Annotated in this window: 20 protein-coding genes; 10 read left to right on the top strand and 10 right to left on the bottom strand. The window is 64.7% G+C overall.

All coding sequences use genetic code 11. The features are described 5' to 3' along the window. Positions 1–90: 90 nt before the first annotated feature. The 5 genes from GGD66_RS35805 to GGD66_RS35785 all read left to right on the top strand — a co-directional run bounded on the left by GGD66_RS35805 (position 91) and on the right by GGD66_RS35785 (position 4,380). Complete coding sequence (locus GGD66_RS35805; protein WP_018318764.1) at positions 91–390, top strand: putative quinol monooxygenase; 300 nt, start codon at positions 91–93, stop codon at positions 388–390. A gap of 14 nt (positions 391–404) precedes the next feature. Then, on the top strand, positions 405–1,055 hold the full coding sequence (locus tag GGD66_RS35800) for an urease accessory protein UreE (protein WP_018318763.1): 651 nt from the start codon (positions 405–407) through the stop codon (positions 1,053–1,055). Beyond that, positions 1,036–1,764 carry an urease accessory protein UreF gene (locus tag GGD66_RS35795; RefSeq protein ID WP_183261457.1) on the top strand — a complete coding sequence of 243 codons (729 nt, stop codon included), beginning with the start codon at positions 1,036–1,038 and terminating at the stop codon, positions 1,762–1,764. Before GGD66_RS35800 ends, GGD66_RS35795 begins: the two co-directional genes overlap by 20 nt. 39 nt (positions 1,765–1,803) lie before the next feature. Further along, on the top strand, positions 1,804–2,427 hold the full coding sequence (ureG, locus tag GGD66_RS35790; protein WP_018318761.1) for an urease accessory protein UreG: 624 nt from the start codon (positions 1,804–1,806) through the stop codon (positions 2,425–2,427). Positions 2,428–2,721: 294 nt separating this feature from the next. Next, complete coding sequence (locus GGD66_RS35785) at positions 2,722–4,380, top strand: HWE histidine kinase domain-containing protein (protein ID WP_179738084.1); 1,659 nt, start codon at positions 2,722–2,724, stop codon at positions 4,378–4,380. A gap of 36 nt (positions 4,381–4,416) precedes the next feature. Here GGD66_RS35785 and GGD66_RS35780 read toward each other — a convergent pair whose 3' ends face one another. The 5 genes from GGD66_RS35780 to GGD66_RS35760 form a co-directional block, all read right to left on the bottom strand. Beyond that, positions 4,417–5,025 carry a TetR/AcrR family transcriptional regulator gene (locus GGD66_RS35780; RefSeq protein WP_179738167.1) on the bottom strand — a complete coding sequence of 203 codons (609 nt, stop codon included), beginning with the start codon at positions 5,023–5,025 and terminating at the stop codon, positions 4,417–4,419. A gap of 166 nt (positions 5,026–5,191) precedes the next feature. Beyond that, positions 5,192–6,334 (bottom strand): OpgC domain-containing protein, encoded by a 1,143-nt coding sequence (locus GGD66_RS35775; RefSeq protein ID WP_183261400.1) that lies wholly within the window; start codon positions 6,332–6,334, stop codon positions 5,192–5,194. A gap of 185 nt (positions 6,335–6,519) precedes the next feature. Next, the gene (locus tag GGD66_RS35770; protein ID WP_092254403.1) at positions 6,520–6,975 is read right to left on the bottom strand and encodes a hypothetical protein; all 456 of its coding nucleotides are present in this window, start codon (positions 6,973–6,975) and stop codon (positions 6,520–6,522) included. Between the two features lie 94 nt (positions 6,976–7,069). Next, the gene (locus GGD66_RS35765) at positions 7,070–7,441 is read right to left on the bottom strand and encodes a YqjD family protein (protein WP_026202065.1); all 372 of its coding nucleotides are present in this window, start codon (positions 7,439–7,441) and stop codon (positions 7,070–7,072) included. Positions 7,442–7,519: 78 nt separating this feature from the next. Further along, entirely contained in the window at positions 7,520–8,632 is a 1,113-nt protein-coding gene (locus GGD66_RS35760) for an AI-2E family transporter (RefSeq protein ID WP_183261397.1), read from the bottom strand. Positions 8,633–8,842: 210 nt separating this feature from the next. On the opposite strand from GGD66_RS35760, the gene GGD66_RS35755 reads away from it, so the two are divergent. Together GGD66_RS35755 and GGD66_RS35750 are read left to right on the top strand one after the other, a co-directional pair. Then, positions 8,843–9,622, top strand: coding sequence for a L,D-transpeptidase (locus tag GGD66_RS35755; RefSeq protein ID WP_092254408.1), 780 nt, complete (start codon positions 8,843–8,845; stop codon positions 9,620–9,622). Positions 9,623–9,639: 17 nt separating this feature from the next. Next, positions 9,640–10,287, top strand: coding sequence for a DUF2865 domain-containing protein (locus GGD66_RS35750; protein ID WP_183238230.1), 648 nt, complete (start codon positions 9,640–9,642; stop codon positions 10,285–10,287). 167 nt (positions 10,288–10,454) lie between these two features. On the opposite strand, the gene GGD66_RS35745 is transcribed toward GGD66_RS35750, so the two are convergent. Beyond that, positions 10,455–12,548, bottom strand: a complete 2,094-nt coding sequence (locus GGD66_RS35745; protein WP_183261395.1) for a methyl-accepting chemotaxis protein — start codon at positions 12,546–12,548, stop codon at positions 10,455–10,457. A gap of 269 nt (positions 12,549–12,817) precedes the next feature. Between GGD66_RS35745 and GGD66_RS35740 the strand changes: the two genes are divergently transcribed. Further along, positions 12,818–12,973 carry a Thivi_2564 family membrane protein gene (locus GGD66_RS35740; protein ID WP_007599832.1) on the top strand — a complete coding sequence of 52 codons (156 nt, stop codon included), beginning with the start codon at positions 12,818–12,820 and terminating at the stop codon, positions 12,971–12,973. A gap of 95 nt (positions 12,974–13,068) precedes the next feature. Here the strand turns inward: GGD66_RS35740 and GGD66_RS35735 are convergent, their stop codons facing one another. The 4 genes from GGD66_RS35735 to cysD form a co-directional block, all read right to left on the bottom strand. Next, positions 13,069–13,269, bottom strand: coding sequence for a CsbD family protein (locus tag GGD66_RS35735; protein WP_008546815.1), 201 nt, complete (start codon positions 13,267–13,269; stop codon positions 13,069–13,071). Positions 13,270–13,401: 132 nt separating this feature from the next. Next, positions 13,402–15,567 (bottom strand): malate synthase G, encoded by a 2,166-nt coding sequence (locus GGD66_RS35730; protein ID WP_183231184.1) that lies wholly within the window; start codon positions 15,565–15,567, stop codon positions 13,402–13,404. Positions 15,568–15,860: 293 nt separating this feature from the next. Then, entirely contained in the window at positions 15,861–17,777 is a 1,917-nt protein-coding gene (gene cysC / locus GGD66_RS35725; protein ID WP_183231183.1) for an adenylyl-sulfate kinase, read from the bottom strand. Positions 17,778–17,797: 20 nt separating this feature from the next. After that, a complete protein-coding gene (gene cysD / locus GGD66_RS35720) occupies positions 17,798–18,592 on the bottom strand; it encodes a sulfate adenylyltransferase subunit CysD (protein WP_026202064.1) in 795 nt (264 codons plus the stop codon). Between the two features lie 245 nt (positions 18,593–18,837). On the opposite strand from cysD, the gene cysG reads away from it, so the two are divergent. Then, a complete protein-coding gene (gene cysG / locus GGD66_RS35715; protein WP_183261393.1) occupies positions 18,838–20,262 on the top strand; it encodes a siroheme synthase CysG in 1,425 nt (474 codons plus the stop codon). After that, complete coding sequence (locus tag GGD66_RS35710) at positions 20,259–20,576, top strand: DUF2849 domain-containing protein (protein WP_018318747.1); 318 nt, start codon at positions 20,259–20,261, stop codon at positions 20,574–20,576. The genes cysG and GGD66_RS35710 overlap by 4 nt, the downstream gene beginning before the upstream one ends. Positions 20,577–20,578 lie beyond the last annotated feature (2 nt).

Below are 20,578 nucleotides of genomic sequence, written 5' to 3'. Positions count from 1 at the left end.
GGCGGCTTTTACGGTTTTGCGTTCGATCCCGCCTGGTCTAATGTCCCGCCCGGTATCGTAACCCAGAAGAAAAGCCGGGGAGGATTTCTCGTGATCTATGTCGTTGCCACCTTGACCATCAAGCCCGAGACGCGCGCCGAATTCATTGCAGCCGCCACCGCCTGCATCAAGGAGACGCGGAAGGAGCCCGGCAATATCGCCTATGATCTGCATGAAAGCGTCACCGATCCTGCCAAGATGGTGTTCGTCGAGCAGTGGGAGAACGCCGAAGCGCTGGTGCCGCATCGTGGCATGGAGCACATGAAGACGTTCGGCCGGGTGGCGGTCAAGTGCTTCACGGCACCGCCGAAGATCGAGGTGATCACGCCCGAGAAGGTCGAGACAAGGTAACGGGGTAAAAGCGCATGATCCGGGCGACGCAGGTCAGGGGACAGCACCGCTTCACGGAAGCGCCGGCGGATACGGTGGTGCTCGATTTCGACGACCGTCACCGCCGCCGCATGGCGATGACGGGAACGCGGGGGCTCGAATTCCTGCTCGACCTGGAACAGGCGGTCGCACTGCGTGGCGGCGATGCGCTGGTGCTGGAGGACGGCCGGCTCGTCGAAGTGGTCGCGGCGCCCGAGCCGCTGCTGGAAATCCGCGGCCGCGATCCGCATCACCTCATCCGCGTCGGCTGGCACCTCGGCAACCGTCATCTGCCGACGCAGATCATGGCCAAGGCCCTGCGCATTCGTCGCGATCACGTCATCGAGGCGATGGTGAAGGGCCTCGGCGCGCGCGTGATCGAGATCGAGGCGCCGTTTGATCCCGAAGGCGGCGCCTACGCGGATGCCGGCCACGCGCATGGCCATGACGATCATGCGCATCATGATCACGGGCATCATCATGACCATGGTCACGATCACCACGGCCATGATCATCACGCTCATGACCACCAACACCATGATCATGCCGCGCATGATCATGGGCACGATCATCACCATCACCACGACGAGCATTGCGACCATCCCGACCATCACCACGGCCACAAGCATGCTCATGACCACAAATGAGCGGGTCAGCGCCGGCGGCCTCGCCGAGGGCGAGGCGGCGGCGCTGTACCGGCTGATGACCTGGCTGTCGCCGGCGTTCCCGGTCGGCGGCTTCTCCTATTCCAGCGGCATCGAATGGGCGGTCGAGGCGGGCGACATCGTCGATACGGCCACGCTGGCCGACTGGCTCGACGCAATGCTCGGCGACGGCTCCGGCTTTTGCGACGCGACGTTTCTGGTGCATGGCTATCGTGCTGCTGAGAAGGGCGAAGATGCGACCTTGCGCGATATCGCCGAGCTCGCCGCGGCCATGGCGCCGTCGCGCGAGCGGCAATTGGAGACGAGCTCGCAGGGCCGCGCCTTCATCGACATTGCCCGCGCCGCGTGGGATGCCGATGGGCTGGATGCCATGGTTGCGGCATGCCGCGCGCCACCGGTTTATCCGGTCGCGGTCGGTGTGGTTGCCGCCATGCACGGCGTGCCGCTGGCGCCGACGCTGCACGCCTTCCTGCATGCTGTCGTCTCGAACTGGATTTCCGCGGCCAGCCGCCTCATTCCGCTCGGCCAGACCGACAGCCAGCGCGTGCTGGTGAGGCTGGAAGCCGCGGTGGCCTCGACTGCGAATCGTGCGCTGAGTGCGACATTGGACGATCTCGGCAGCGCGACCTTCCGCGCCGACCTCGCCAGCCTGCGGCACGAGACACAATATACACGGCTGTTCCGCTCGTGAGAGCGGCGCAGCCCTCACCATCGAGAGCGAGCGAATCACATGTCTAAATCTCACGGCCCCTTGCGTGTCGGCGTCGGCGGTCCGGTCGGATCGGGCAAGACCGCGCTGATGGACCTGCTCTGCAAGACCATGCGCGAGCGCTATGACATCGCCGCGATCACCAACGACATCTACACCAAATGGGATGCCGAGTTCCTGGTGCGTTCGGGCTCGCTGACGCCGGACCGCATTGCCGGCGTCGAGACCGGCGGCTGCCCGCACACCGCGATCCGCGAGGATGCCTCGATGAATCTCGCCGCGGTGGCGGACATGCGCGCCAAATTTCCGGGGCTCGATCTCGTGCTGATCGAGTCCGGCGGCGACAATCTCGCTGCCACTTTTTCCCCGGAGCTGGCCGACCTGACCATCTACGTCATCGACGTGGCTGCCGGCGACAAGATCCCGTCCAAGGGCGGCCCCGGCATCACCCGGTCCGACCTGCTGGTCATCAACAAGATCGACCTCGCCCCCCATGTCGGCGCCTCCCTGGAGAAGATGGACACCGACGCCAGGCGCATGCGCGGCGAGCGTCCCTTCGTCATGACCAATCTGAAGAAGAGCGAGGGCCTTGACCGCATTGTCGGCTTCATCGAGGCCAAAGGCGGCCTGAAACGGACGGGCTGACAGCGCGACGACTTGGCGCATGCTTTTTTCGCCGTTAACCTTGGGGCCGGGCCGCAGCCACGGAACAAATTTCGGACACGGCGATTAATTACCTCCGGTGCCCGGTCAATTCATCCCGGCCAGACCATCGGCCGGGCGGATTAAGCTTTCCAGGCGACCCAAGTTGCGTACCGATGCCTCCTCCTTCATTATCTCTGCCACCGGGGTTCACCCTGTTTCGGCACGTGGCCGTTCGAGCGGCGTTCATATGCTCCTTGTTTATTGCCGACCTCCTGCTTTCGCCTGAGTAGTCGCGTGGTCCGGCTGGGTTTCATCATCGGTTTCATCGCTCTGCTCGGAGCCTTGCTCTCCGGGCTTGCGGCTTATCGCGTCCACGACCAGGAGCTGGCGCTGGACCGGATCGCGCTTGCGCGCGCGATCGACGTTCATGCCAGTCTGGTCCAGGACCGGCTTACCGAGCGCGAGCTGCTCGCACGCGTCGCCTCGGGCCTGTTCCGCACACCATCCGTGATCAAGCCGAACATGCTGGAGCCGCTGCGCTCGGCCATCTACGCCTTCAAGACCGATTTCGTGGTGGCCGGCTGGATCGCCCGGCTGAAGCCGAACGAGCTTACGGCGGCGCAGGCCGCCATTGGAGGCGCCGGCTTCCCGAATCCGAAGATCCGCACCTTTGACGACAAGCCGATCAATCCGGCCGAGATCACCCAGCCGATCGATGTGCTGTTGGATCTCGAGCCGCGCAGCGACGAGACCAAGGCTCTGCCTGGCCGTAGTTACGACCAGGATCAGGTTCGCAGCGCCATGTTGACACGGGCCCGGCTCGAGAAGCGGTCGGTGGCTTCGGACCCAATTCCGCTGTTGCGCGGCAACGGGCCGGTCGGGATCATTGTGGCAGCTCCCGTCATTCCCGAGGGTGCGACCGAGCCAGCCGGGTTCGTCACGTTTTCCTACGAACTCGCCTCGCTGATGCTGACCAATGACGATATGTCGTTGTTTTCGGTCGCGCTCAGGGACCCGCGGAAGGAAGGTGGCGAGCTCGTTGCCAACGACCAGGGCATCGTCTCCACGCGCATGACGACGACGGACGGGCCGACGCCATCGGCGACGCGCACGGTGAGCTTCGGCGGCCGTGACTGGCAGCTGGGTTATTACGCCAAGACCAACTCGGCGCGTCGCGCCGAGCAGACCGCGATCATCGTGGCGGCGATCGGCTTTGCGATCACTGCGATGGTGTGCGGCCTGTTCGGCTATGTTGCCTACAATAATCTGCGGCTCAGCCGGGAAATCCAGGTCAGAATCGGCTTCGAGCGCCGGCTGACCGCGGTGATCGACGAGCTCAACCACCGGGTCAAGAATATCCTTGCAGTGATCCAGTCGATCGTGACGCGCACCTTGCGTCACGGCTCGGACATCGACGTCGCCCGCGAGCTTCTGATCGGGCGCATCCATGCCATGTCCAACGTGGTGTCGCTGCTCAGCGAGAGCCAGTGGCAGGGCGTCAAGCTGAAGGGCCTGTTCGAGGCGCGCGCCATCCCCCATGCCGACCGCATCGCCGTCACGGGGCCTGATATCGCGGTCAGCGCGCGCGCGGCGCAGAGCCTCTCGCTGCTGTTCTTCGAACTCGCCTCACATTCCGACGAGGGCCTGTCGCTGGTTGGAAAACATCCGCACATCACCGCCAGCTGGACGGTGACGGGCGAGGGGGCCGATGAGGTCTTCCATTTCCGCTGGGAGGAGCTCAACACCAGCGAGGCGACCCGCCGCCCCGATTCCGATTTTGGCCTGATCCTGCTCGACCGTGTTGCCCCCGAGGCGCTCGGTGGCACCGCCAAGCGCTATTTTACCGATGCCTCCTATGTCTACGAGCTGACCGCGCCGATGGAGACGGTGATCGACATGACCGAGCGCGACCGCACGGACAAGATCTCCGCGCCGGTGAGGCCCGCGCGATAGAAGCCGCCGGCTTAAGCCTCGGCCTAACCTTGGGGCTTAACCCTTAGGCCGCAACACCAGGTCGACCAGATTGCGGGCGTAGGCCGGCGTGATGGGCGCGATGCCGAAGACGTAGCGATAGAACAGGCTGCCATAGATCGCGTCGTAAAGATCCTCAGCCTGCCCTTCGGCCAGGATGCTGCCGTCGTTCTGGCCTGCCGCGATCATCTCGACCAGCGCGTCACGACGGAATTGCAGATAGCGGGCATAGAACAGCTCGGCCGAGCCGGTTTTGGAAATGCATTCGGAGATCACCGCGAGCTGGACCTTGCCGAACTCGCCCTGGAGCGCCTCGGCGTAGGCTGCGGCATGGCGGCGGGCGCGTGCCGCGGGGTTGCCGGAGCCCTCCGGGGGCAGCGGCAGCATCTGCGCGGCATGTTGAAGAAAGGCGTCGATCAGGAGCGCCTCGCGGGACGGCCACCATTTGTAGATCGTCATCTTGGAGACGCTGGAGTGGCGGGCGACCGCGTCGATGGTGGTAGCGGCAAGGCCGGTCGAAGCCATCAGCGCATAGGCGCTTTCGAGAATCGCGTTGCTGGTCTCGATCGACCGCGGCCGGCCGCGCCGGGGCGTGCTCTCGGTCTCCCCACCCCCGCTTTTCACCATCGCCACGCCCGGTCTCCTCACGCAGAGCTTCTCCGCATAGCGCAGCCGCTGCTTTCGGCCTAGCAGAATCGCACGATTCTCTGGCCAGAGCGTTTTCGAGCGAAGTGGATCCTGGCTCGCGTGGAACCTAAAGCGCGATGACGATTCCTCCTCATCGCATCGCGCATTAGGTCTGCTGCCGCACGACCTTCGGCAGATCCTGCCACTTCGACCAGGCGACGTAGTAGGCCACCGCGGTCATCGCGGCGAAGCCGGCGAGGCTCACCACGATCTGCATCACCACCAGATTGGCGCTGGTGATCAGGATGAGATGGCCGGCAAACGAAAGGAATACCCCGACGCAGAACACGGCGAGCCATTCCTCGCCGCATCTGATGACCGCCTGCAGCGGCTTCAATTGCAGGCCGGGATGATCGGCCGGAATGAGATGGGTCGCCAGAAAGGCGAGTGCGAGGAAGTGAAGCACGCGATAGGGCGCAAGGTTTTCCTTGTCGGTCGGTGCGATGCTGTCGAGGAGGATGTCCGGCAGGTAAGCCGACATTGCCGGCGAATGGCGCAGCAAGGTGATGGCCATCGCGAATACGAGATAGGTGCCGGCGAGAATCCGCAGCCAGGGCATGTCGCGTAGCGCGCGTCCGGGCGCGCCTGTCACGGCGAACCAGCCCCCGAGCACCATCAGCATCTGCCAGCAGAGCGGATTGAAGGTCCATTCCTGGTCCGGATAGACCCGGAAATTCCAGTCGAACCAGCGTGCGGCAAGGTAGAGCGCGACCGATGCCGCCAGGGTCAGGTTCGGCCACCGCAACAGGCCCCACAGCGCGAACGGAAAGAAGGCCATCAGCGGGATCATCAGCTGCAGGAGGTCGAGGTTCAGCGGCTCCTCCTGGAGCACGAGGCCGCGGACCAGGATCCTCAGCGGGTGCTCGAGGATGCCCGAGATGTTGTATTCGTGGATGATCTCCGGCGCCATCGATTGCGAGGCGACGTAGGCGATGGTGTCGATATAGATCACGAACAGCACGACATAGGCGGCGTAGAGTCGCCAGACGCGGCGGAAGATGCGCGTCGCCGCCACGAGGTAACCCCGTTCAAGCTCCATCCGGCCGTGGATGATGGCGACGCCATAGCCCACGACGAACACGAACAGGTCAGCGGCGCCGCTGAAGCCGAAATTGCGCAGCGTCAGCAGGTTGACGACGTTGTTCGGGATATGGTCGACGAAAACCGACCAGTTGGCGATACCGAGCGTCAGATACAGCCTGGCGTCGTGATGGAATGCGGCGAGGTTCGCCTTAACGGACGGTTTCATTGATTAAAATAGCTTTGGGAATCAGGGTGATACTTTTAACGGCAACTGCCTGCCCATCCGAGTAGCGTTTGCGTGATGGCTGGGGGCATCCGCCGTTATGGCGCGAAATTGCGCGGTGTCTTATGGACGTTCTGATTGATGCGCTCGGAGGACTTACAACGAAATTTTCTAACCTGTTCTTACCGCTATTCGGCGGGCTCGGCCGACGCCTCGTCGGGAACGCCGGCGCGACTCGCCATGATGCCTAGGGCGACGCCGCCGATCGCCAGGATCGGCAACAGTCGCTTCACCCCGATGGCGCGAACAATCTGCAGCCCGGTGGCGAGCAGCATGGGGTCCGCCAGCATGCTCTGCGCCGCCGACTTCGCGGCGCGCTCGGCCGCGATCTGGGCGCGCTTCTGAACCTCGCGCTTGTAGGCCCAATAAGAACCTGCCGCTGCCAGCGTCAGCAGGAAGAAGATGCCGGCGCCGGCCAGACAGGCCTGCACCGGGCCATATTTCTCCAGCACCGAGATGAAGGCGGCGGCGCAAAGGAAGCACGTCGTCACGAACAGCGCGAAGGCCGCGGCTGCGGCAAGCGAGGTCAGCCGCACCGTCGTGCCGGTGGATGCACTGATCCCATCGATGATGCGCTGAAACATGGCCCTCGCTCCTCAGTTCCCCGCAAGCCAAACCGTCACGGGCCGACACCGGCAATGCGCCGGTGCCGACGCCTCAACACGCGTCCCGCAAATCTTACCGGCGCCAGGCGGCGCCGATCAGAAAGCCGATGCCGAGCGCGAGTCCGACGGTCGCAAGCGGCCGCTGTGTGATCGCGTCTTCGAGCGTCTCCTCGATCGAGCCGTAGGCTTCCTGGGCCGCGCCCATCATTGCACTGCCGCGCTCCGACACGTCGTCGAGCGCGGTATCCATGTTCTCGCGCGCCTGACGATAGCCGCGGCGGGCCTGCTTGCTGGTGGAATTGGCAAATGTGTTGAGCGCGTCGGTGATCTGGTCGGTGAGGGCGGCGATATCGCTTTTCACGGCTGCTACATCCTTCTCGAGGCGTTCTCTGGTGGCTTTGTCGGTCCAGTCTTTCATCCCGGCTTCGGCATCGGTCGTGGACATCGGGAGCTCCAAACTGTTGACGGCTGAGATAGCCGGAAAACGTTTCGTCGTCGGGGAAGTTCCGTTCGCGGAAACCGGTCAGTCCTGCGGAAGCTGCGGCGCATCCGCCGGCAACAGATGCTCCTTCAGGATCAGCGCGACGATCAGGAGCGGCGACGACAGGAAGGCGCCCATCGGCCCCCACAGCCAGGTCCAGAACGCGAGCGCCAGCAGCACGGCGAGCGCATTCAGCGCCAACCGCCGCCCAATGATCATGGGCGTGACGAAGTGCCCCTCCAGGAAGGTGAGACCGCCGAAGGCGAGCGCCGCCATCAGGCCGCCGCTGATGGTCGGGAAGGCGACCAGCCCCACCACGATCAGAACGGCGAACATCGCGATCGGCCCGATGATCGGGATGAAGTTGAGGGTTGCCGCAAGCGCGCCGAGCCCGGCCGGATTGGGCATGCCGGTGAGCGCGCAGACGAGGCCGGTGGCGACGCCGACCCCAATATTGATGAGGGTGACGGTCAAGAGGTAGTTGCCGAGATGGACCTCGATCTCGTTGAGGATCCGAAGCGTGCGCAGCCTGGCGTCGCGGTCGCTGAAGGTCATGATCAGCGCCCGGCGCAGGTCGCGCCAGCTTGCGATGAACAGGATCAGGGTGACGAAGAACAGCAGGAATTCGGTAAAGGTCGGTGACAGGAATTCCAGGGTCGGCTGCACCCAATCGAATTTCGGCATCTGGAAGTTCGGCAATCCTTCCGAGCCGCCGACCATAGCCTGCAGCTCGCGCCACAGTGCGAGCGGTCGGTCGAACACGTGCAGCTTGTCCTTCAATTGCGCGCCGAGCTCCGGCAGGCGCGTGCTCCATTCCATCGCGGGGGAGGCGATCAGCGCCACCACGAAGGCCACCACGGCGGTCCCCGCAACTACGATCAGAACGGCACCTACGCTGCGCGGCACCTTGTACCGCTCCAGAAAGCCCGCTGCCGGCGACAGCATGGTGCCGGTGACGAAGGCCATCACGACCGGCAGGAAGAAAGCTCTTCCAACGTAGAGCACGGTAACGACCGCAATCAGTAACAAGCCGGCAAGCGCGAAGGCTACGAACTCGGTGCGGCGGATGACCGGCGGCAGCTCGATATGGCTGTCGGGAAGCGGGCTGCCTTCGCTGTTGCCGGGAATCAGACGTTCACTGGGAAGGACGCGCACAATCTCTCTCCCGCACGGAAGCCTCGATCCGCGCGCCCATTTGGCGAGCTGATAATGCGCGAGCAGTGCCTCGGTTCCATCGCGGCTTCGTGAACGCGCGCTCGCTTGACTGTGACAAGGATGCCGCGCGAAGGGCCGGAACCTGTATCGCTCCCGCGGCGTTTGTTCGCAAGCGCATCACCCTGATGCACGCATCCAACGGGGCAGCACATGACAAAGTTCTCTGCAGTCCGTCGCAGCTTCTCGCCGCGCGCCGTCACCGCCTTCGCCTTCGCAACCGCTCTGCTGACGGTGCCTTTCGCTGGCGCGAGCGCGCAGACATTCGGCTATGCTCCGATGCAGCCGCAGGCATATCCGCAGGACCAGGGTTATGCGCAGGGCTACGTGAATGAAGCGCCGCAGCCGCAGGCGGCGGACGAGGATGCCCAGCTGCCCGATCGTCTGCGCAAGCAGATCGTCGGCTTCGACCGCAGCGAGCCGGCCGGCACCATCGTCATCGATACCAACAACACCTATCTCTACTACGTGCTCGGCAATGGTCGTGCGATCCGTTACGGCGTCGGCGTCGGCCGCGAAGGCTTCACCTGGTCCGGCGTGCAGAGTGTCAGCCGCAAGGCGGAATGGCCGGACTGGCATCCGCCGGCCGAGATGATTGCGCGCCAGCCCTATCTGCCGCGCTTCGTCGCCGGCGGTCCCGGCAACCCGCTCGGGGCGCGGGCGATGTATCTCGGCTCCAGCGAATACCGCATCCACGGCACCAACGATCCCTCTACGATCGGCAAGTTCGTCTCCTCCGGCTGCATCCGCATGACCAACGAGGACGTCACCGACCTGTTCAGCCGCGTCAATGTCGGCGCCAAGGTCGTGGTGCTGCCGAAGAACGCGCCGCTGATGGCCAAAGGCAGCGACCCCGCGCGTAAGCGTCCAGCCGTGACGGCGATGCCGTCGGGCCGGCAGGCGCTGAACATCGCGACGTCGGCCGTGAACTAGGAGTAAGAGTGAGCCAAATGAGCAGACGCCTGATTGGCAAAGTGGCTGGCGGTACGGCGATCATGGTCGTCGTCTCCGCCGGTCTGGCATTCGCACCGTCGGCGCACGCGGAGGATTTCTTCTCGGCGCTGTTCGGTGCGTTCGGAGGGCGGCCTCCACAGATCCGGACGCCGTTCCCGAACGATGACATGCCGCGCTACGATGTCCCCCGGCAACGCGCCGCCTATGGCGGCGGCACGGCCTATTGCGTGCGCGGCTGCGACGGCCGCTACTTCCCGGCGCAGGGCAATGATGCCGAGAGCAAGGCGCAATCCTGCAAGAGCTTCTGCCCGGCGTCGGAGACCTCGCTCGTCTATGGCGGCAACATCGACGACGCCACGACCGACAAGGGAAAATCTTATTCCGAATTGCCCAATGCGTACCGCTATCGCAATGAGATTGTCGCGGGCTGCACCTGCAACGGCAAGGATCCGGTCGGGCTTGCGCAGGTCAAGGTCGAGGACGATCCTACCCTGCGCAAGGGCGATATCGTCGCCGGCGCCGATGGCCTGGTGGTCGCCAGCCGCAATGCCAACGACCGCCGCGGCGTCGCGATGAATTTTTCGCCGCTGCCGGAATCGGTGCGCGCCAAATTCCGCCAGGTGCCGGTGGTGGCGAAGGAGTAGGGCGGCGGCTTCACGTAGGGCCTAGCGTTCCCGCCTCAATCTCCGCTGTCATCCCGGACAAGCGAAGGCAACCACGAGTCTTCGCCAAACTACTCCCTGTGGTTATGGATCCCCGCGTTCGCGGGGATGACACCGGAGGTTTAGGGGCAGCTTCTATCTAACCAATGTTACGCCGCGCGGATCTTGCCGAGGAAGTCGCTGACTTGATGGCCGAGCTGGCGGCTCTGGCTCTCCAGCATCTCGGAGGCCTGCTTCACATTGTCGGCGGCTGCGGCGGCAGCGTCCGCATCGGCTTTGACGCCGGTGATGTTGTCCGAGACGTTCTTGGTGCCCTGCGCCGCGAATTGCGTGCTGCGCGTGATCTCCTGCGTCGCCGCACCCTGCTCCTGCACGGCGGCGGCAATGGCGGTCGCCACTTCGTTCACTTCGCCGATGATGCCGCCGATGGTCTGGATCGCGTTGATGGCGTCGCCCGCGACTTTCTGGATGTCGGCGATCTGCTCGGAGATCTCCTCGGTCGCCTTCGCGGTCTGGCTTGCCAGCGACTTCACTTCGGAGGCGACCACGGCAAATCCGCGGCCGGCTTCGCCGGCGCGCGCTGCTTCGATGGTGGCGTTGAGCGCGAGCAAATTGGTCTGCGCCGCGATGGTGTTGATGAGGCCGACCACCTCGCCGATGCGCCCCGCCGATTGCGCCAGCCCCTGAACGGTGCTGTCGGTCTCGCGCGCCTGCGTGACGGCGCGGCCGGCGATGCCTGCGGCATGGGCGGCCTGCTGGCTGATGTCGTTGATTGAGGCCGAGAGCTCCTCGGCGGCGGCGGCGACGCTGTCGACGCTCATGGAGGCGTCGTTGGAGGCCTTGCCGGCGACCTGCACGCGGTCGTTGGTCTGGCGCGACACGGCAGAGAGGTCGCCCGAGGTCTTGCGCATTTCGCCGGAGGCTTCGCTCAATTCGCCCAGCGTCTTGCGCACCGCGCCCTCGAACTCGCCGACATAGGCCTCGACGGCGCGCTGGCGCGCGGCGGCGCCCGTATTGCGCTCGCGTTCCTGCTCTTCGATCTTGAGCTTGTCGGTGGCCTGCTGCTTGAAGGTCTCCAGCGCGCCAGCCAGTGCGCCGATCTCGTCCTGGCGATCGAGATAGCCGCTGTCGACGGCAAGGTCGCCGCCGGCGACCTTCAACATGGCGTCGCGGATGGTGTTCAGGGGATGGATCACGCGGCGGCTCACGAGCATGACAGCGCCGACGGCAAGGCCGATGGCGAGCGCCAGCAATCCGAGCTGCACGATCAGCGCGCGCTGCGCAGCGCCGCGCTGCTCCAGCGTATGGACCTTGGCGGCGTCGAGGGCGGCTTCCGCCACGGTGACAGCGCTGGAAAGGCGGCCGACCGTGAGCGGGCTCCATTGGTTGGCGGTCATCTCGGCCTTCTCGCCCTTGACCAGCGTGTCAGCGAGGCGATCCCGCAGGGTCAGGTATTGCGGCTCGAAATAGGCAGTCTTGGCCGCGGCCATGGCGGAGACGAGCGCGGGCGGCAACTGCATGCCCGAGGCTGACAATTCCAGCGCCTTCCACGTCGCCGACGTGCCGCCGACATGCTGGGTGTAGCTGTTGCGGGCTTCCGGTGTGATCTTGCCGGCGGCAAGACCGGTCGAGACGACCAGCGAAGCTTCGCCCGCGGTGTTGCGGAGCAGCCAGGCGTTCTGCTTGATCGACAGCAATTGGTCGATCACGGGGTCCTGGTGATTGACGGTGGCGGCCAGGACGTTCGACAGCTTGTCGAGCGTTTCGAGCAGGCCGCCCGTCGTCTCCATATATTCCTTCGGCAGACCGGCACGACGCTGATCCCTGGGCTTGGCCATATCCGCCCAGAACTGTTTCTGCTCTTCGGTCAGCAGCTTGTGGAGGCGCGCGAGCTCCGGCACCAGCGTGGCCGATTGCGGGAAGTCCATGACCGGCAGCAGCTCCAGCGCGCGTGCCATTGCGGGCATCTCGGTGTCCCGGATCGCGCGCAGATATTTTTCGATCTCGGCATCCATCGGTTCGGCCGAGCTGAGGAGCCGTGTCGTGGTCGAGCGGTCGGTGCGCAGGCTGTGCATCGCCTTGAACAGATCGGCGGATGCGTCGGCGGTCTTCGAGATGCGGTTGGCGGTCTTGAGGCGATCCCAGGATTCATAGGCAGTGAGCGAGAGCGCGAGCACCACGCAGGCCGACGTGATCGCGATCACCGCCTTCAGCAGCGCGGATACGGTCAGACGATTCAGCATCGAAGTCCCCCAATTCCCATTGCAAAACTCAAAAAGACGCCCGGCAACATCGACAAACGGGGGCGCGGCAGATCGGCAATCGCATGCCGTTTGCGGCTCAGAGCGCAAACGGCCCTCCGATCTGAATGCAAAAGGGTAAAATTTTAGGCAGGCCGTCCGATCGTAGAAGTACGTATTTACCAGAAGTTGCAGTGGGTTGCCGCGATGGAACCGGTGCGGGAGACAGGCGTTAGGATGGTGGTCGCAATTTGCCTGAAGGGGGTCTCGCGATGCTGGTGGGCGTGCTCGTCACTTTTCTCGTCGTTATTCTCGTCCTTTATCTCATCAACATGCTGCCGATGGACGGCCGCGCCAAGCAGATCGCGCGCGTGGTCGTCATCATCATCGGCATCGTCTCGCTGCTGAAATATCTCGCGGTGTTCTAGCAAGGGATCATAGCCCGGATGAGCGAAGCGACATCCGGGCTGCCGCTCCTAGACAAAAAAGCCCCGGCTTTCGCCGGGGCTTCGTTCGTGCCGCTTTAGTGCAGCGACTTGAGCCAGTCGTCGACATCCTGACGAACCTGGTCCTTGGCCTTGCCGTAACGTTCCTGAAGCCGGCCTTCGAGCTGCTCGCGGCGTCCCTCGATCAATTGGAGGTCGTCGTCGGTGAGCTTGCCCCACTTCTCCTTGGCCGATCCCTTGAACTGCTTCCAGTTTCCTTCGATTCGATTCCAGTCCATGACCATCTCCCAATGGTTGATGGCACGACAACGCGAGCGCCGCGCAGCCTGTTCCGCGCTGCGCCGCGACGTTTCGCCCAACAAAAAAGCCCCGGCAAGGGCCGGGGCTTTTGACGTTTCTGTGACTTTCGCTCAGCCGTTCGCCTTGGCCTCGCGGCGGCGCGCGGTAAGAATGTATTCGGTGTAGCCGTTCGGCTGCTCGCGGCCCTTGAAGATGAGGTCGCAGGCGGCCTTGAAGGCGACGCCGTCGAAGGCGGGCGCCATCGGCTTGTAGATGGCATCGCCGGCGTTCTGCTTGTCGACGACGACCGCCATGCGCTTGAGCGATTCCATCACCTGCGCCTCGGTGATCACGCCCTGGTGCAGCCAGTTGGCGAGATGCTGGCTGGAGATGCGCAAGGTGGCGCGGTCTTCCATCAGGCCGACATCGTGGATGTCGGGCACCTTGGAGCAGCCGACGCCCTGGTCGATCCAGCGCACGACGTAGCCGAGGATGCCCTGGCAGTTGTTGTCGATCTCCTGCTTGACGTCATCGGGCGCCCAGTTCGACTTCGACACCGGAATGGTGAGGATGTCCGAAAGCTTTGCGCGCGGTCCGCCTTTGGTGAGCTCTTCCTGGCGAGCGATCACGTTGACCTGGTGGTAGTGCAGCGCGTGCAGCGTCGCCGCAGTCGGCGAGGGCACCCAGGCGGTGGTGGCGCCGGCCTGCGGATGGCCAAGCTTCTGCGCCAGCATGTCCGCCATCTTGTCGGGGGCGGCCCACATGCCCTTGCCGATCTGGGCATGGCCGGGCAGGCCACAGGTCAGGCCCATGTCGACGTTCCAGTCCTCATAGGCCTTGATCCAGGCCTGCGCCTTCATCTCGTTCTTGCGGATCATCGGGCCCGCTTCCATCGAGGTGTGGATCTCGTCGCCGGTGCGGTCGAGGAAGCCGGTGTTGATGAACATGATGCGCTTGGAGGCGCGCTGGATGCAGGCCTTGAGATTGATGGTGGTGCGGCGCTCCTCGTCCATGATGCCGACCTTGAGCGTGTTCTCGGGCAGCGACAGCATCTTCTCGACGCGATCGAAGATCTCGCAGGTCAGCGACACCTCGTCCGGGCCGTGCATCTTCGGCTTGACGATATAGGCAGATCCGGTGCGGCTGTTCTTGACCTTCGAATTGCCCTTGAGGTCGTGGATGGCGAGCAGGCCGGAGACGGCGGCGTCCAGAAGGCCTTCCGGAATCTCCTCGCCCTTCTCGTCCAGCACCGCGTCGGTGAACATGTGGTGACCGCAATTGCGCATCAGCAGCAGGCTGCGGCCGTGCAGCTTCACCTCGCCCTTGCCGTCAGGCGTCTTGTAGCTGCGGTCGGCGTTGAGCGAACGCGTCAACGTCTTGCCGCCCTTCTCGAAATCGGCCGACAGCGTGCCGTTCATCAGGCCGAGCGTGTTGCGGTAGACCAGCACCTTGTCTTCGGCATCGACGGCTGCGACCGAGTCCTCCATGTCGAGGATGGTGGAGACCGCGGATTCCATGATCATGTCGGCGACGCCGGCCGGATCGTCCTTGCCGATCGCGCTGCTGCGGTCGATCTTCACCTCGACATGCAGGCCGTTGTTGGCGAGCAGTACCGCGCTCGGCGCGGCCGCATCGCCCTGGAAGCCCGCGAACTGCGCCGCGTTCTTCAGTGCGGTGGCGTTGCCGCTCTTCAGCTTCACCGCGAGCTGGCCCGCGACGACGCTATAGGCGGTGACGTCGGTATGGCTGCCGGTTGCGAGCGGCACGGCGGCGTCGAGGAACGCCTTGGCCTTGGCGATCACCTTGTCGCCGCGCGCTTTGTTGTAACCCTTGCCGCTCTCGGCAGCATCGTGTGGGATCGCGTCGGTGCCGTAGAAGGCGTCATAAAGCGAGCCCCAGCGTGCGTTCGCCGCGTTGAGTGCATAGCGCGCATTGGTGAGGGGCACGACGAGCTGCGGGCCGCAGATCTTGCCGATTTCCTCGTCGACATTGGCGGTCTCGACCTTCTGCGTCGCCGGCTCCGGAACGAGGTAGCCGATCTCCTTCAGGAAGGCGGTATAGGCGTTGAGGTCGAACGCCTTGCCCTTGCTGGCGCGGTGCCAGTCGTCGATCTTGGCCTGCAACGTGTCACGCACCGCCAGCAGCGCACGGTTCTTCGGCCCCAGATCCCTGATGATGGCGGCAAGCCCGGCCCAGAACGCATCCGGCGCGATCCCCGTTTTCGGGGCCGCTTCCTTGGCGATGAAATCAAACAGGACGGGAGCGATCTTCAATCCGTGGGCGTCGACGCGTTTCATGATGGGCTTTCTTGTTGGAAATGGCTGCTTTTGGCTGCTTTTGACCCGACAGCAGCAAAATGCGCCCGCGAGGGAGCGGCTTTCGGGGCCCTATTAGCCCCAAAACCAGGGCGGTGAGAAGACCCCCGAGGGTTTGTCAAAATGTCAAGAGGAGGTGGGGAGGCGCTCACCACTGTCATTCCCCGCGAAAGCGGGGAATCCAGTACGCCGCGGCTTCTCCGCATCCATCGCTGTCTCTGGAATACTGGGTCGCCCGGTCAAGCCGGGCGACGACAGCGGGGAATAGGGCGGCCCTAGATATTGGCGGCGAGGTCCACGGCCTCGTCGAACAGCACGCCGGTGTTCTTCAGCATCTGCTCGATCTCGTCAGCCGCCTCGGCGACGGTCCGCGTCGAGGTGTCGATCACGAGCTCGGCTGCCTGCGGTGCTTCGTAGTCGTTACCGATGCCGGTGAACGACGCCAGCGCGCCAGCGCGGGCCTTCTTGTAGTGTCCCTTGGGATCGCGATCCTCGCAGACCTCTGCCGGCGTCGCGACATGGATCTCGCGGAACGCGGTGTCGGCGATGCGGCGCGCCGCGGCGCGGTCCTCGCGCGCGGGCGAGACCGCGGCGACGATGGCGATATGGCCGTTACGTGCGAGATGCGTTGCGACTTCGGCAAGGCGGCGGATGTTCTCGCTGCGATCAGCAGTGGAGAAGCCGAGATCGCTGTTGAGCCCGGCGCGCAACGTGTCGCCGTCGAGCAGGATCGGCGAGCCGCCATTGGTGAACAGCCGCCGCTCCAGCGCCTTGGCGAGCGTCGACTTGCCCGACGCCGGCAAGCCGGTGAGCCAGACCACGGCGCCGTTGTGCTGATAGCGCGCGGAGCGCTCGTCGGGACGAAGTGCGGATTCCACCGGCACGATGTCGACGGGCACGGCGCGCTGGCCGGCATCGACCGACAGCACCAGACCGCCACCGGCGATGCGCCCGGAGACCTCGATCACGAGACGGCCGGTGCGCGGATTCTCGGTGTAGGGATCGGTGGCGATCGGATTCGACAGCGAGATGTCGATCTCGCCGACATGGTTGCGTCCGATCGCCTTGTTCTCGCTGCTCGAGAGCTCGCCGGGATCGACCGCCTTCTCGATCGCCACGACGGTGGCGCGGCTTTCCTTCGGCCCGCAGCGAACCAGCAGCTGGTCGCCCTTGGCGAGCGGCTTGTCGTGCAGCCAGAAGATGCGCGCACGCAGCCGACGCGTCTCGCGCGGGGCGCTGCCGGCATGCGCGACGATGTCGCCGCGCTCGATGAACAATTCGCGGTCGAGCGTGATGCCGACCGAGCGGCCCGCGCCCTGCCGTCCCGCAACCGGCGTCGCCGGCCAGCTCTCGACCGTCTTGATCTTCGCGATCTTGCCGGCCGGCATGATCACGATTTCGTCGCCGGCAATGAGGCTGCCGGACTCGATGCGGCCCGCCACGATGCGGCGGTCGTCGAACTTGTAGATCGCCTGCACCGGCAGCCGCAGCGCCAGCGCTTCCAGCGGCCGCGCCGGTTCGAGGGCGTCGAGCGCCTCGACAACCGTCGGTCCCTTGTACCAGGAGATACGGTCGGTGCGCATCGCAACACCGTCGCCGTCGCGTGCCGAGATCGGGATCACGGCCGTGGGCTTCACGCCGAGGCCGTTCAGATGTGCGGAGATCTCGTCGCTGATCTCCTTGAAACGCTCTGCGGAGAAGTCGACGCGGTCCATCTTGTTGACGACGATCGCGACCTGCTTCACGCCGAGCAGATGCAGGAGATAGCCGTGCCGCCGTGTCTGGTCGCGCACGCCTTCGAGCGCGTCGATGATCAGCACCGCGCCGTCCGCCTGGGAGGCGCCGGTGATCATGTTGCGCAGGAATTCGGCGTGGCCGGGCGCGTCGATCAGAACGATGTCGCGCGAATTGGTGCGGAAGCGGATCTGCGTGGTGTCGATGGTGATACCCTGGTCGCGCTCGGTCTGCAGCGCATCGAGCAGGAACGACCATTCGAACGGCATGCCGCGCCGCGCGCTAACGGCTTTGAGCATTTCGAGCTTGCCGTCGGGCAGGCTGCCGGTCTCGTGCAAGAGGCGGCCGACCAGCGTCGATTTGCCGTGGTCGACGTGGCCGACAATGACGATGCGGACCTGCGGACGGGTGGTGCCGTTCGGGGTGGCCGGCGAAGTGGGAGTGACGATCATGTTCATATCGCGCTCGCGTCCTGAGATCAGAGATAGCCGGCGACGCGCAGGCGCTCGAAGGCGTCCTCGGTCTCGTGGTCGAGTGCGCGGCCGGCGCGCTCCGGCACCTTGGTCTGCTCGAGCTCGATCAGGATCTCGTCGATGTTGGACGCGGTCGATGCGACCGGATTGGTGATGTCCTGATCCCCCAGCGAGCGATAGCGCTTGCCGTCCTTGGCGAGATACAGCGGGATGATCGGGATGTTCTCGCGCTTGGTGTAGGCCCAGATATCGGCCTCGGTCCAATGCAGGATCGGATGGATGCGCAAATGCGCGCCTTGCGGCGGCGATGCGTTGAAATGGTCCCAGAACTCCGGCGGCTGGTCGCGCACGTCCCAATTGCCTTCGAGCCCGCGCGGCGAGAACACACGCTCCTTGGCGCGCGTTGCCTCCTCGTCGCGCCGGATGCCGGCGATCAGGCCGTCAAAGCCGAATTTGCCAAGCGCCATCTTGAGGCCTTCGGTCTTGCGCGCAGCGGAGCGGGCGGCCGGCGGCAGCGTCGGATCGACGGCATCGATGGGCGGGCAGGGCTCGACGCGCAGATCGAGATCCCACTCTTTGCCGTAGTGATCTCGAAATCGGTACATCTCCGGAAACTTCTTGCCGGTGTCGACATGCAGCGCCGGGAAGGGCACGCGGCCGAAGAACGCCTTCCGCGCCAGCCAGATCATGACGTTGGAGTCCTTCCCGAGCGACCACAGCAGCGCGATCTTCTTCAGCCGGGCGAACGCCTCTCGGAAGATGTAGATGCTCTGCGCCTCGAGCTGGTCGAGATGGTCCATGCTGGGTGCAAGGTCAGCAGAAAATTCTTGCGTGCGTGCGCGCTCGGCCGGGGCCGCGCTGCTCAGTCCGCTCGCTGCGGAATCGTCCTTGAGAAGATGCATCTCTGCCACTTTGCGTTTGGAGGCGAAAATTCTATAGTTGCGGTGCGGAAGAGAAGAAAAAATTTTCTCTTTGCGCGCTCGAAACGACACATATATAGAAAATAATTCCAGTCAACCCCGGATGTGGGGGAAGCGAGTATCGCATGCGGTTCTTGCCGGTGTTTCTCGATCTCAAGGCCGGTCCGGTGATCCTCATCGGCGCGGGTGAGCTTTTGCGTGCCAAGCTGCGCGTGCTCTCTGCCGCCGGTGCGCGCATCCGCGTGCATGCGATCGACGGCAATCATGAGCTGGGCCTGAACTCCGGGGATGCGGCGCGTATCGAGATCGCGTCGGGCGATCCGCTCACTGCCGATCTCGCGGGAGTCATCGCCGTCGTCTGCGCAGGCGCGGGTGATGTCGGCGTGGCGATGTCGGTTCGCGCCAAGGCGCTCGGCCTGCCCGTCAACGTCATGGACGATCTCGAACATTCCAGCTTCATCTTTCCGGCGATCGTCGATCGCGGCGATGTCGTGGTCGCGGTCGGTACCGGCGGCACTTCGCCCGTCGTGGCACGGCGCGTGCGGGAGAAGATCGAGGCGCTGCTGCCGGCGCGCATCGGCGAGCTCGCCGAGTTCATCGGCGGCTTTCGCAAGTCCATCAACGAGCGCATCACCGAGTTTTCGCTGCGCCGCCGGTTCTGGGAGCGCGTCATCGACGGCCCGATCGGCGCCGCCGTGCTCGGCGGCCGTAGGAGCGAGGCGGATGCCGCGCTCAAGGCAATTGCCGATCCCTCCGAATTCGCGCGCGCCGACAAGCCGGAAGGCTCGGTCGCGCTGGTCGGCGCCGGTCCCGGCGATCCCGATCTTCTCACCATCAAGGCGCTGCGCGCATTGCAGGACGCGGACATCGTCTTCCATGACGAGCTGGTCTCGGGCGAAATTCTCGACCGCATCCGCCGCGACACCACGCGCGTTCCGGTCGGCCGCCGCGTCGGCAAGTCCGGCATCGGCCAGGACGCCATCAACAAGCGCATGATCGAGGCCGCGCAAGCCGGCCAGCGGGTGGTGCGGCTGAAGGGCGGCGATCCCTTTGTGTTCGGCCGTGGCGGCGAAGAGGTTGAAGCGCTGCGCGCGGCAGGTGTCGCCTATTCGATCATTCCGGGCATCACCGCGGGGCTCGGCGGCGCCGCCGATTTCGAGGTGCCGCTCACTTATCGTCATGAAGCGACCCGCATCACCTTCCTCACCGCGCACAAGGCGCGCGATGCGGAAGTCGTGGACTGGTCGACGCTGACCGACACCAAAATGACCGTCGTGGTCTATATGGGCATGACCGCCGCGCCCGCAGTGCGCGCCGGCCTGTTCGCCGCCGGCCGTTCGCCGGAGACGCCGGTCGGCGTGTTCGCGCGCGTGAGCCGTCCCGATGCGCAAGGCGCGATCGGCACGCTGCGCGACCTTCCCGAGCTGGTGCGGCGGGTCAGCGGCGGTCCCGCCATTCTCATCATCGGCGAGGTGGTCCGGCATGCCGGTTCCCTTCGTCGCGAAACCCCAAAGCAAATCATCTCTGACCTATTGGATGCAGCCGAATGACCTCGCCGCTTGAACAGAAGAAGATCAAGATCGCCGGCCCCTCGATCGTGACCGCCAACCGGACCTGGGACGGCATCGTGGTTTATCGCACCGCCGCCAAGAGCTGGTCTGCGGACCTGTCGGAAGCCGCGATCGTGCGCAACTCCGACGAGGCCAAGGCGTTGCTTGCGGAGTCCGTCGCCGATGACGTCGGCGCGATCGGTCCCTATATCGCCCCGGTGCAGGTCGGCGCGGATGGCAAGATCGAACCCGGCAATCTGCGCGAACAGATCCGCCGCACCGGTGTGACCATCGGACAGTCGGCCCAGGTTTAAGG

It is taken from the genome of Bradyrhizobium sp. CIR48, assembly GCF_014198315.1.
Classification (GTDB): Bacteria; Pseudomonadota; Alphaproteobacteria; order Rhizobiales; family Xanthobacteraceae; genus Bradyrhizobium.
The sequence above is the reverse complement of the archived record's forward strand: the minus strand, read 5'-3'. Positions and strand labels throughout refer to the sequence as shown.